This window comes from Gardnerella sp. KA00390 (genome assembly GCF_049244075.1).
Classification (GTDB): Bacteria; Actinomycetota; Actinomycetes; order Actinomycetales; family Bifidobacteriaceae; genus Bifidobacterium; species Bifidobacterium vaginale.
On the sequence record NZ_CP058372.1, the window covers coordinates 1,469,371 to 1,483,223 of the forward strand.

At 38.6% G+C, this 13,853-nt stretch carries 9 protein-coding genes and 1 tRNA gene; all 10 read right to left on the reverse strand.

Going from position 1 to position 13,853, the window contains the following annotated elements; all coding sequences use genetic code 11:
- Positions 1-53: 53 nt before the first annotated feature.
- Entirely contained in the window at positions 54-1,166 is a 1,113-nt protein-coding gene (locus HXT53_RS05680) for a sugar-binding protein (RefSeq protein ID WP_004138575.1), read from the reverse strand.
- Positions 1,167-1,386: 220 nt separating this feature from the next.
- Positions 1,387-2,736: a xylose isomerase gene (gene xylA, locus HXT53_RS05685; protein ID WP_421780158.1), complete on the reverse strand. Its 1,350-nt coding sequence runs from the start codon at positions 2,734-2,736 to the stop codon at positions 1,387-1,389.
- A 607-nt stretch (positions 2,737-3,343) separates the two neighbouring features.
- Positions 3,344-5,464: a glycoside hydrolase family 36 protein gene (locus HXT53_RS05690; RefSeq protein ID WP_285060154.1), complete on the reverse strand. Its 2,121-nt coding sequence runs from the start codon at positions 5,462-5,464 to the stop codon at positions 3,344-3,346.
- A gap of 49 nt (positions 5,465-5,513) precedes the next feature.
- Positions 5,514-6,563, reverse strand: coding sequence for a LacI family DNA-binding transcriptional regulator (locus tag HXT53_RS05695; RefSeq protein ID WP_004116267.1), 1,050 nt, complete (start codon positions 6,561-6,563; stop codon positions 5,514-5,516).
- 84 nt (positions 6,564-6,647) lie between these two features.
- Complete coding sequence (locus HXT53_RS05700) at positions 6,648-7,421, reverse strand: carbohydrate ABC transporter permease (RefSeq protein WP_020760477.1); 774 nt, start codon at positions 7,419-7,421, stop codon at positions 6,648-6,650.
- Positions 7,422-7,549: 128 nt separating this feature from the next.
- On the reverse strand, positions 7,550-8,437 hold the full coding sequence (locus HXT53_RS05705; protein WP_004116271.1) for a carbohydrate ABC transporter permease: 888 nt from the start codon (positions 8,435-8,437) through the stop codon (positions 7,550-7,552).
- A 133-nt stretch (positions 8,438-8,570) separates the two neighbouring features.
- Positions 8,571-9,914, reverse strand: a complete 1,344-nt coding sequence (locus tag HXT53_RS05710) for an ABC transporter substrate-binding protein (protein ID WP_119676137.1) — start codon at positions 9,912-9,914, stop codon at positions 8,571-8,573.
- 584 nt (positions 9,915-10,498) lie between these two features.
- Positions 10,499-11,971 (reverse strand): hypothetical protein, encoded by a 1,473-nt coding sequence (locus HXT53_RS05715; protein WP_421780163.1) that lies wholly within the window; start codon positions 11,969-11,971, stop codon positions 10,499-10,501.
- Positions 11,972-12,685: 714 nt separating this feature from the next.
- Positions 12,686-12,771, reverse strand: a tRNA-Ser gene (locus tag HXT53_RS05720).
- Positions 12,772-12,870: 99 nt separating this feature from the next.
- Positions 12,871-13,803 (reverse strand): tRNA pseudouridine(38-40) synthase TruA, encoded by a 933-nt coding sequence (gene truA / locus HXT53_RS05725; RefSeq protein WP_421780165.1) that lies wholly within the window; start codon positions 13,801-13,803, stop codon positions 12,871-12,873.
- Positions 13,804-13,853 lie beyond the last annotated feature (50 nt).

Genomic DNA, 13,853 nt, shown 5'->3' on the forward strand with positions numbered 1-13,853 from the left:
TATCAAATGCACTCAGCTACATAATTGATTAGCAGCCGAGTGCTCGACTAGTATCACAAACCAGCATCAGCTGCCGAAATATAGCCAGAATCAACAAGCTCTTTCTTGGCATTCGTTTTATCTACAGATACTGGTGACAGAAGCATAGAAGTAACATCCTTATTACCGTTATTAAAGACATCCTTTGTATTTGGCTTCTTACCATCAACAAGATCTTTAATCATTTTTGCTGTAGCCTTAGCGAGCTTACGCGTATCTTTATACACTGTCATAGTCTGTTTGCCTTGAACAATTGCAGCAACATTAGCCTTTTCAGCATCTTGACCAGTAATAATTGGGAAATAATTCCATCCAGCAGACTCAACAGCGTTAACAGTACCCAACGCAATAGCATCATTTGGAGCAAGAACTGCATCTAACTTCGTACCATCGTTATAGAAGGAATTAATGCGGTTTTCCATTTCAGCCTGTCCCTTTTGCCTGTCCCAATTGTCAATACCTATTGACTTCCAATCATCAAGACTCTTTGGAACTTTGCCGGACTTAGATTTCAAGACACCAGATTTAAAATAAGGCTCTAGCACTTTCCAAGCACCTTCATAATAATATCTAGCATTATTATCTGTTGGAGATCCAGACATCAATTCGACATTAAATGGTCCCTTTTTACCTTCTTTAAGACCAAGCTTGTCTACAATGTACTCTCCCTGCATGCGACCGACATCTGTCAAAGAGAATGTAGCATAATAGTCAACAGCATCGGTGTTCATAATCAAGCGATCATAGGCAATAACTTTTGCACCATTAGACTCAGCAAGCTCAGCAGCAGCACCAGTAGCAGTTCCATCGATTGATGCAATAACTACATAATTTGCACCTTGATTTGCCATATTCTGAATTTGAGAAGACTGTAAATCAGTTTTACCATCAGCATATTGCAGGGTGACCTTATAGCCAAAATGCTCAAGTTCTTTCTTAAGATTCTCGCCGTCAATCTGCCAGCGTTCCAATTGCTGTTCTGGCATAGAAATTCCAACACTAATCTTTCCACTCTTATTAACAGCCCCACTAGCACCACCACGCGTAGAAGGAGCTCCACAAGCAGCAAATGGCAACAACATAGCCAACGCACCAGCGATACCAATGATCTTTTTCCACTTTTTCATCATTATCCCTTTCGGCTTTGAACGGAATATTATTTAGTAAATAACGACAAATTGTAAAATATCTTTTTCAAATACTTACATACAACCAAGCGTGTCACCCCGAAAAATCAGAGCGACACGCCAAGTTAGGAGGAAGGAAGAGAATGACGCAACAACTCTAACAAATATTTTGTTATTAAATATTCACACTTTTACTCAGTTATACTAGATACAGTTTGAATCACCCTTCTCTTAGAGCATCGATAATGTAATTGTTAATCGTTGCCTTCACTGATTCAAGATGATCAGATTTAGTTGCAGTAATCAACTTTTCTTGAGGAATATCCAAAGCGTATTCTTCAAGAGACGACAAGCTGGCTGTGCCATTTTCTACAGTTAAGCCAATACCAGAATCATATGAAGAGTAACGATCTGCCTGTAAATTCTCAATGAATTTATCTTCATGCATTTTTGCAGCGACCAACAAGCCTGCTGCAAATGAATCCATACCAGCAATATGAGAACGGAACAAATCCTCAGCATCAAAAGACGTACGACGTGGCTTAGCGTCAAAATTAAGACCACCATGAGGACCAATCGACCCTTCTTGCAAAACTTCCCACATCACAGTTGAAGTTTCATAAAGATCAGTTGGGAATTCATCCATATCCCACCCAATAAGCTTGTCGCCTTGGTTTGCATCCAAAGATCCAAGAACACCTGCTTCTCTAGCAGTACGAATCTCATGTTGATAAGTATGACCAGCTAAATTAGCATGATTACCTTCGAGATTCAGCTTAAATACATCCATCAAATCATATGTTCTCAAGAATGCGATTGCAGTCGAAGCATCAAAATCATACTGATGCATCGTAGGCTCTTTAGCCTTTGGCTCAATCAAGAATTGAGCATCAAAACCAATTTCCTGCGCATAATCATGGCACATGTGGAAGAATTTTGCCATATGTTCTTGTTCGCGCTTCATCTGTGTATTCCACAAGTTTTCGTATCCTTCACGACCCCCCCAGAATACATAATTTTCAGCACCTAAGCGCTTGCCAATCTCTAAACTATGCTTTAGCTGACCTGCAGAGTATGCATAAATATCTGCAAATGGAGATGTTGAAGCGCCAGACACAAATCTAGGATTTGTAAACAGTGATGAGGTATTCCATAGCAATTTAATACCTGTTGACTTCATGTTCTCTTCAATTTTATCAACTACACGATCGAGATTGCGATTTGTTTCACGAAGAGTATCGCCTTCTGGAGCTATGTCGCGGTCATGGAAGCAGAAATATCCCACAGACAATTTCTGGAAAAGCTCAAATGCATAATCGACTTTAGCTAAAGCCTCATCCATAGGATCACTATATTTGCCATAATACGGTCTATGAGCTGTACCAGTTCCAAATGGATCAACAAGAGTTTGGTCGAAAGTATGCCACCATGCAACAGCAAAGCGCAACCAATCTTTCATCTTTTTTCCAGCTACAACTCTATCCGCATCGTAGTAGTGAAAAGCTAGACCCTCTTTTGGACCTTGCGCACTACCTACGTATTCGATCTTATCAATATTCCATAAACTCATATTGCTCCTTTGCTCAAACCAGCACGACTTCATGCCGATATCAATATAGTAAAATGATTAACCTAAGTTTGTCAAATGATTTTACTATTTCGGCGTTTCTTATAAATTTACACACGACTAAAAAATAACTTACTTAGATCAGTAAGCAACACATGCCAATAAATCGTAGATAGATAAATAAAAGACATAAATAGAATTAGAAATAATAAATACATAAATAGAGATAACTCATACATGTAAATTGCATACAAAATCAATGAATTAGACGATAGCAAATACACAATAATATGACCAAAAGGTAAAAACATAAGAACATAAGGATTAAGCCCGCATTTGTTCCCTTTTGAGCAAATCTGACTACAAACGCGGGCAAAAATACACAAACATGGGCAAAGCGGCATAAAGCTCATGTAAAACACAAACTTCATGCCGCCCTATAGGAGAAAGCTACGAGAATTTTGTTTGCCACTTATACTGTCCACCATAAATCACTCGTAGCCGCGATGACAATTAATCAATAAGTCACATATATAAACCCTTAATTCCGGATTATCAAAAACATATCAATTTTTAAACGCTGCATTAACTCCTGCAAAATTTTCTCATTCTAGTCAAAAACAATAACAGCCGCTTCAAAATCATGAAGATTACTTATACACAAGCTATCGCCATCGAACGATATTTTTATACTTTCTGACATAAAAGTTTCTATATTTTTATCCACAAATTGATGTGGAATAGGCAATATAACTTTACAAGGTGATTTAGCAAAAGTATGCAGCACAACAAATAGAGGATTATTACAATCCATAGGTTTCCTTATGATTGCTTGCCAACCTTTAGGACTACGATAGCTGACTATTCCACTACCAATCCAACTACTTATACCGCGATCAATTGTTTTATTAATTTTTTGATACAGACCTATAGCCTTATCTATTAACCTCCATTGCCAATCAGATAAACTTTCAACATCCCCAGATAGGCACAATCTACCTAGAAAACCCGTACAAAGCCTATAAATGACAGCATTCTCATCGAGATTTTCCCTCATCACTGCCCAAATTTGCGATTGTCTCGGCAAAATCATCCTATGCATATTGGCTGCAATGATAGGAGATTCAATACATTCATGTGCATCAGAGAAGCTGGCCATTGAAGCAATTTGCATAAAAGATTGAACTAATCTATGACCACCAGCTGAGCATATTTCAATAACAAGATTAGGTAAAGATTTTCGTATTTCATCAAAGAAAGACATAGTAGCTTGAATATGCGAGTAAAGACCATCACCAAGAGAGTTATAATCACACCTATAATCGCAATCTACGGTTTCACAACCTATGCCTATAGAGTCATTGTAATCCACTTTAAGGTAATCAATTTTATTTTCTTTCAAGAAATCAATTACTCGCACACGTAAGTATTCTCTTACATTTTTATTTCTCATATCCCAAAAACGACGTTGCCCTGACGTTATAGGAACACCATCCCTTTTAAGCAGCCATTGCGTACGATTGAATAAGGATTCTTCATCTTCTCCCACTGCTTCAAATTCAAACCATATTCCAACTTTTAAACCTAAGTTATGAAGCCTTTCTACAACATATTTCATACCGTGAGGAAAAGATTGTTTATCAACACACCATTTACCGAACCTTATTGCAGTATCAAACGACTCATGATCAAACCAACCAGCATCAATAACAACATAGTCAATATCATGCTTACTTATTATTTTAGATTGCGAAAGAACACTTTTCTCAGTAGGCAATCCCCATGTTGAGCAATATTCATTAAAAATTATAGGAAGATATGCCTTCTCATTTTTCGGCAGAGATAAATTCTCACGAGTATGTTCCAATAAACATTGAGATGCTAAGTCAACTCCACCTTGCACTACAGTTGCGATAGCAGAAGGAGCAGTAAAAGATTCCCCAGGGTTAATTGTATGCATCCAATGACCAAACTCACGATCTGCAATACCTCCAGATATAGAAAGACCATTATCGCGCCTATATATTTCCATCTGCCAGCTAGAAGCATGAGTTGTTGATACAGCCCATGTAACATTATTTACAATATCTTCTATTGCAATAAAAGGAGCCCACTCTCTCACGGGGAAAGACCCTACACTTCCAAACCGTAAAGAATTTGCACTATGCTGTTGCCAATCAGGCTCTAGCTGAAGATCTTCTGGTCTTTCTGTGATTAAACGTCCCTCTGCACTCCAAGTACTATGAAGTCTGTGTATTCTCATGCTTTCTGCTGCAAGACCTGTCAATAATGGCGATAGAGAACCTAAAGTAAAACTCGACAACATCTCTAACGTAACGGGTTTATTTCCACAATTTTTTACTTCTGTAGTGATCTCTATAGTTGACGAACAAGCTCCAAATTGCAAATTATGAATATACTGTACATGTCTACTGTCTTCTAATACTGTAGTAATAAACGAAGATTTGCCTCTCATAACGCAATTCTGAGAAACGAAATGCATGCCCTGCACCGTAGATGAATTTCTCATTGTTCTGCCTTGCGCGAAACCATCTGGATAAGAATCACCAACGATTTTCGCTTGTATTAATGGTTCTGGCTTGCAATCATCACGCATTGCTTTATCGGCAAATTTCTCTGGAACCAATATAAAATCAACGTTATCGCAACCTATATTTCGATAAATAACCGATATCCCATTATTTGTAAAAATTTTAGTTTTCAACATCATATTTATTCTTTCACCTGATTAACCACTAGCAACACAAAAGCCATATAAACTATCCATTTTTACGATAACGAGTAGATTCACGAATAACTAATTGCTCTGTATTATGACCTATAAAATGTGGCTCATCTTTATCTATTACTGCTTTACCATTTGACTGATCTAGAATTATCTGAGCAGCATAAGCTCCAAAAAGTTCAAAATCTTGGTGCCATGTCGTTAATGCTGGAACAGATAATCTAGCAATTGGGTTATCGTCAAATCCAATAACATTTATATCTTCAGGAACATGTTTACCAACTGAATATAAACCACGCATAACTCCTAAAGCAATTTCATCATTACCAGCAAAAATAGCAGTTACATCATTGCGCCTGCCAAGAGATACACCAATTTTTTCAGCATCTAATGGATCCCACGAGGTTTTATATGGATTTGGTATTACTGCTCCAGCTTCCTCTAAGGCTTTTTTCCAACCAGATTGCCTAGTTTGCTCTTCATCTTCTTCTGGAGGCGCAACATAATAGACAGTATCTGATCCAAGAGATAACAAATATTTTGTTATCGCATATCCACCCTGATCATCGTGAGTGAACAATTGATACTGTCCCTTACGTCTATTCCCACCAATAAGAACAATTGGTAAATCTTTCTGCGCATTTCTGATAATTTCATCACACGCTATTCCATATCGAGGTTGATCAATTATTATTCCCAATGGATTAGTACTTAATGCTGACTTAATACATTGCTTAAGAGTATAAGGAGATTGATGCTCATCAAACAAAATAACGTTAACCACAACTCCTGATTGCGAAGCTATTCTTTCAACGCCTTTTATGCAACCAACAACGCCATATAGTAAATCTTGACCAGCGAAAAATGTTATTACATTAGATCGCTTTGAAGCTAAACCTTGCGCAAGCAATGACGGATGATAATCAAGTAATTTAATAGCATTAGCAATACTTTCCCTCTTAGCTGGCGTTAAACTCTCAGAATGATTAAGATACCTAGATACAGACGATGTAGATACTTCAGCAAGCTTAGCCACATCACTAATAGATGGCGGTTTATTATTATTGTTCGACCTCTTTGTCACAATATAATCTCCCATCAAAACCACAATTTAATATTAAAACTACTAATTAAATCTAACAACCAATGCAACCACAAATAGCAGCTACTACTTTACTGCACCTCCAGTAATACCACTGATTATCTTTCGCTGTGCTATACCAAAAACTATAAGCAATGGCAGACTCATAAGAACTATATACGCAAAAATCAAATGCCAATTATTAAGATACAATCCAGCGCTAGCAACATTATACAAATTAAGAGGCAATGTACTCATCTTTCCAGAAAGTATAAATAGAGCGTAAAAAACGTCATTCCATATATAGAGTATAAGAAGAATGGTTGCAGTAGCAATTGTTGGTGCAAGAAGCGGAAGAATTAGCATGAAGAATATTCTAATAGGCGAAGCACCATCTACCCTCATCGATTCTTCTAAAGCCGTAGGTATAGTACGAATAAATCCAGTTACAAAGAATATAACTGTAGACAAATAAATACCAACATAAACGCAAATCATTCCTACTGCAGTTCCAGAAAGACCAATCATTTTCAACAGCATCATTACTGTAACTACGGCAGGAGGCAATATTAGCCCAGATATACCTACAACATACAAAGCTGCAACAGGCTTAGTTGCACGTCTTGCTAAAACCCACGAAGCCATTGACCCGACAAATATAGCAATAAACACAGATGGTAATGTAACAATTATAGATCCAAAAAATGCCGCTAACATTTTCCCATCACGTATAACAGTCAAAAAATTTTCAAGCAAATGCCATTGTTTAGGAACAGACATACTAAGTTTCAGTGCTTCACTCTGTGTTTTACCAGCGGTAATTATCAACAGCCAAAATGGAATTGCAAGAAATATAATCATGATAAAAATTACAAAAATATCATGAACTACACGTCGAGCAACGCGATTAATCTTTGATAATCTAACAGAACTATTGGAATTTACAATCGTCTGATTGCGAAAACATAAATTTAACAAACGCATTAACATCAGAAAATATTCCTTTCCCTACGGCGTAGAATATATATAACAGGTAAAGCAATAAGTGCTACTAAAATGAAAAGAATCATACTCATTGTTGTCGATTGAGCATATAATCCTTGCCCAAATGTACGCCAAATAAAGATGTTAAGAATTTCTGTAGAACCACCAGGTCCACCCTTTGTCATAGCCTGCACCATATCGAATCCATTTAATGAACCAAGTAAACTTGTCGCAACATTAAACGTGAATGCGGGAGCTAACAGAGGGAATTTAATTTTCCAGAAAATCTGACCGCTACTTGCACCATCAATATAAGCAGCTTCAAGAACATCTGAATCAATAGTTTTTAATCCTGCAAGGAATATAAGCATTGACAAACCCATCCACTTCCATCCTTGAACGAACGCAATTGTAATGATTGCAGTATGGGTATTAGCCAATAATCCAGTAGTTATACTATGACCAAATATACCTGAGAGAATCTGATCTAGCGCACCTGAATTTTTTAAAACTGCCTGCCAAATATATCCAACAGCTAATGCAGACATAATTACAGGGATAAAAAACATTATTCTTGCTAATCTATTTAACAGAGTATCCTTTTCTAATAAAACAGCCAAGAATAATCCAAATACATTTTGAAAAATAGCAATACATATAGCATAAAACAATGTTATTTGTATATCTTTCATTAAGATTCCGTTTTGGAATAATGAAAGAAAATTATCAAAACCATTAAAATTAATAGTATTTTTAAAAGCAGACCAATCAGTAAATGCATAAACAAAATTCATAATTGTTGGAGCAATAAAGAAAACTGTCAGCATAATACCTGCAGGAATCAAAAAAGCTAAGGGGTAATTTTTTCTCATTAAACTACTATGAGTACCCATAATAAATACCTTTCAAATAACTTCACGCAGACAGATAAATATAATTCAATACCCGCTATAGGTGATTAAGAGATTTAAAAAATAAATCTCTTAATCACCTCATTAATGAATATTTTTAAGAATCAAAACTCTGTTAGAATCCTTTTGCACCCTGGGCTTTTGCAATCTGGGCAAACTGATCTTGCGTTGCTTTAGCTACTTGTTCTGGATTCACAGTTCCATTTATCATGTTAGCGAGATTCAAATAAAGATCTGGATTAGCAATAGCAGCTGACTGCATAGATGGAGCACTATGACCAATAGAATTAGCAGCATCAATCAAAGCTTGAGGAACAGTTGACGGAGAGTCAACAGTCTTAAGAGCGGAAACAAGGTTACGATCATTAACAAAATTCTTATAACCAACAGACATCCAGAAATTCAAGAATTGTCGTGCTGCAGATTCACGTTGCGCGTCACCAGTCTTGAAAGCTACTACTGCGCTTGAAGCTCCAGGAGACAACGACGAGATATTACCAGAAGCAGAAATCGGCAAGAACCCTAAAGTATCATCTATAACTTTCTTATCATTATTGGCTAATGCAGCAGCAATATTAAATTGAGCGTTATTACCAAAAATCATACCTGCTTTGCCTTCAAATAATGCTGCAGCTTGATCATTAAGCGTTGCAGAACCAGCATCATTATTAAACAATCCATCATCAAATAACTTCTTATAATTCTTTATAGCAGTCATAATGATCTTGTCTGTAAACTTCTCTTTGCCGCTATTTACACGATTCCAAAGTCCAGCACGAGCCGATTCTGCAAGTTGAACCTGAACACCCCACTGAGTACCCCATTGAGAACCACCCATTTCGAAGAATGGAGACTGTGCTGCATGCGTCTTTTGTATTTTCTTAGCAGCCTCGAGCAGCCCATCCCATCCTTTAGGAAGATCAGTAATACCAGCTTTTTCAAATACTTTCTTGTTGTACCAAACGCCCATAACATTAACTGGGGATATCAAAGCTGCATATCGATGACCCTTTGTTTTCCCTAATTCAGAAATACCAGACGCATAATTTTTAACCCATGGAGCGTGATCCAACTTCTGTAATTTTCCTGTACTAACAAACCCAGCAAGCATAGAATTTGTAGGTTCCCAAGTCGCTAAATCTGGCATATCTCCAGTAGTAATCTTTGTTTGTACATTATTTTCATAAGTGTCTGGAATTGTTTGTAAATCCACTTTTGCGCCAGTAGCATGTTCAAAATCTTTTATAACACGCACAGGTACTTTATTATCAGATTGACCAACCCAAAAAGTCAGCTTAACTCCTGATAATTTCCTATTTGCATTCGGCCAATAATTTGCAGAAGTTGTAGACTCATCAGAATTATTACTCATAGCAGCAGGATTACCACATCCCGACAAAGTCAATCCTAGACTGAGTACACCAACTAATGCCAGCTGTAGAATAGTTTGCCTTTTCATTGAATTCTCCTTTGAACCTTCTTGGCAATAAACTCATACGCCACTCGACAAAGCTTGTGACACCTTTATAGTAACGCATATTGTTTGAAAGCGCTACCAAAATAATAAAAATAATAAAAATATGATTTTTTCTTTATATATAATGGCTTTATTGCAGTTAACGATAAACTTAATAATAAATTTGAAAACGTTTTCAAATAAAAATCGCTGCACTAGTAAGATCAATAATTATTATTAAAAGCTCAAAATTTATATAAAAATTAATTTTTAAATTCATCTATCGAAAAATTAATACTCATAGAGTATTAATTATAAAATCTATCACACACAATAAGCCCTTAAAAAAACAAAAAATGCTTCCGGTTTTGAAAGCCCCTAGTAGCAAACAAAACCGAAAGCAACAACACTCAACACCCAAAACCCAACAAGCTAAACGAATCAACACTGGGAAGAAAAGAAAAACAATAGCAAACCAATGTTAAAACAATAAAACCAAAGAGAATCGGGAATAAACCAGTGTGATGCTTCCCTACAAAACACCACACCAGTCGTTGAGCGCAAACCTTAAATAAGGCAGCAAATGCTTAGTGACGCATCTTGCGAACAGCAGCACCCATACCAGCAAGCATAGAAGCAGCCAAAGCAGTCAAAGCAACACCAACACCAGCATTACCAAGCTTCTCGCCAGCCTTACCACCATGACCATTACCACCCTTGGTGCCCATACCAGCAAGCTCACCCTTAGCAGCAGCAGCGGCACCAGCCTTACCAGCGGCTGGAGCAGCAGTCTGAGCCTTAGCCTCAACCTTCTTAGCCTCAGCCTTAGCAGCAGCAGAAGCAGCAGGGAAATCAGTAGAAACTGGGTTCAAAGTGTTAGGATCAGCAAAGCCCTTAACAGCAGAAGCCTCAACCTCAACAGCCTTATTATAAGCAGCACGATAATTCACAAGAGCAGTATTATAAGCAGTAGCAGCAAGCAAAGCCTTACCACTCTTCTCTCCGAAATTCTTCTCAGCATCAGCATACTCATGAGTCCTATAAGCATTAGCCCTAGACTGAGCAGCCTTCAAATCAATAACAGCAGCCTTGTAAGCATCAGTATCAGTCTTACCAGCCACGCGAAGAGCCTCTTCACGATCAGCAGCAGACTTCACCTGAGCATCCAAAGCAGCCATCTGAGTCTTAGCAGCCTCAAAACCAGCCTTAGCCTTAACAAACTTCTCCTGAGCATCCTTATTAGTAGCATCAGCCTCAGCCAACACAACCTGAGTACGCATCAACTCAGCAGAAGCAGCAGACTTAGATGGATCAGCAGTCTGAACAGGCTTGGTCTCACCTGGCTTGGTCTCACCTGGCTTGGTCTCACCTGGCTTGGTTTCACCTGGCTTTGCTGGCTCAGGTTCACCCTTTAAGCGGCGAAGATAAGCCTGAGCAGAAGCCAAATCAGCTTCAGCACCCTTTAAAGTATCCTTAGCCGTCTCAACTTCATCCTTAGCCGCATCAACCTTCTTCTGCTGCTTATCAACAGCATCATTAGCTTCCTTCAAAGCTTTCTGAGTGCCAGAAGTCTCATCCTCACCATACTTAGTCTTAGCATCAGTCAAAGCAGCGTCAAGCTTAGTCTTCTTCTTAGCTTCATCAGAAGTACCACTCAAAGCATTGTATGCTGTCTCGGCATCATTATATGACTTAGTCTTATCTTTGCTCATATAATCAGCGATGTATGTTTTCTTGAAATCATCCACGGCCTTCTGAGCGGCGTCAACAGCAGCCTTAGCCTTATCATTATCCTTACTGGCCTTTTCAGCAGCACGCTTCAAAGGAGCAAGAGCACGCTCAGCCTTAGCCTGAGTATTTTCAGCAGTATGAACACCCTCACGAGCGTCGACAACAGCTGCATGAGCCTTATCAACTTCTTGCTCAGCGCCATGGATTGAAGCAGCATCAGCATAAGAACCAGTAGTGCTTGGTTCAGCGAATGCTGGAGCAGCAAAAGCCAAACCAGACAAGAGAGTAGCGCCAGCAGCGAAAGCGGCGATAGCCTTCTTATTCATCATTTTAATTTCCTTTCTTCTTCTCCTCCGTGCAGGTACACGAAGAAAAATCTTAAACATCCAACAACATTCAAAACATTGTGGATAACCACCATCTAGAGCATCTAGCTAGCAGCTGTTATTAACATACCCCCCCCCCCGTTTAAAAAAGTCAAGAGGCAGCCACACAAAACAAACAGAAAAAAATAATGTTACACACAAACTAATCCACAATAAAAACTATTTTCACCATAATATTTGTGGATTAACACTAATAAAACCGTAAAAACATATTGTTTCAAGGTTTTTAAAGAATTTTCCCAGACTTTTCTCAGGAAACTACTCAGACAAGAACACTAACGCTATAAAACCATTGAAAAATCAACATTCCACACAACCCGCACACGCAACACGCCGACACCACACCGACACCACATCAAATGCCACGCTACAAGACAATCGCACCTAACTCTTCACCCCACCACTCTTCGCTCTGCCTATTTCTTACCCCGCGTTTGTTCCCTTTTTGACCCATTTGGTAAACAAAAGCAGGAACACTTGCCCGAGATTGTTTACATATTTGGCGATTTTGGGAACAAATGCGGGAACACTTGCCCGCGTTTGTTTACGCATTTGGTGATTTTGGGAACAAACACGGGATAAAAGAAACAAACGCATGCAAAAATACACAAACGCGAACAAAAAAGGGCTTCTAGCAAAAGCCAGAAACCCTGCTTGCGGATGAAGCGAGATTTGAACTCGCGGAGGGTGTAACCCTCACACGCTTTCGAGGCGTGCTCCTTAGACCGCTCGGACATTCATCCATTTTGCGCGAACTGCAAAACGCAGAAAGAAACGCAACTTTTCAATTGTAAACCAACCCTAGAATATACACAAATTTGTGTTGATAATTTTGCAAACAATCAATCAAGCTCTTCAAGAGTTCGACGAGCGCGAATCGCATTAGCCCTAACTTCAAGTTGATCTTTCGGAGGATATTCAACATATTCCAAAGTCAAACCATTAGCCGCAATAGGACCAGTAGATCCTTCTCGAATCGGATTTTCAATCTTATCCTTAAACCAGTCAACAGAACGCTTACCGCAACCAACTTGTACACAAGCCTGAACAAGAGAACGAACCATATTATGTGCAAACGCATCAGCAACAATAGTAAACTCAATCAAACCGTGCTCAATAGGCGGAATATTGCCAGTTGATCTAGAAGCAATAGACGAACCAACAGACGCGCAACCATCCGAACAAACGCGATTCCAAACCGCTTTTTTAACGCAGCGAATCGTAGTTCCACCAGGATTTGGACGAGCGAAAGACCCAAAATCGTGCAAACCAACAATCATAGCTGCTGCCTGATTCATGGCATCAACGTTTAAATCGTAGTCAAGTTGTAACACAAAACCACGCATACGCGGATCCAAATTCGCGCGATTTGCCGCATCACTAATCCTATACACGTATGTGCGATCAAGCGCAGAAAAACGAGCATCAAAACCGCTTGGCGCAATGCTTACACTGTGAATCGAAATATCTTTAGGCAAAACCCCACGAAGCCTATATTCTAAAGCTTTTACAGGCGTCAAATTTGTGTGTCCAACACAATTTTGTAAAATATCATTTTCGACATCTAAATGACAAACCTGATAAGAAGCATGAACACCAGTATCCGTGCGACCAGCAACTGTGAGTCGAAGCGGAAAACAAGAATCGCCATCATGTACACGCAAAACTTTATATAAAGCGTCTTCCAAAGTGCCTTGCACTGTTCTTAAATTCGGCTGCCTAGCCCAACCGTAAAAATCACCGCCATCATAAGCTAAATCCAAACGAAGACGCATCAAAAAAACCTTCCAAAACAATTATTATAAAAACCGAATATTAGTTGCCC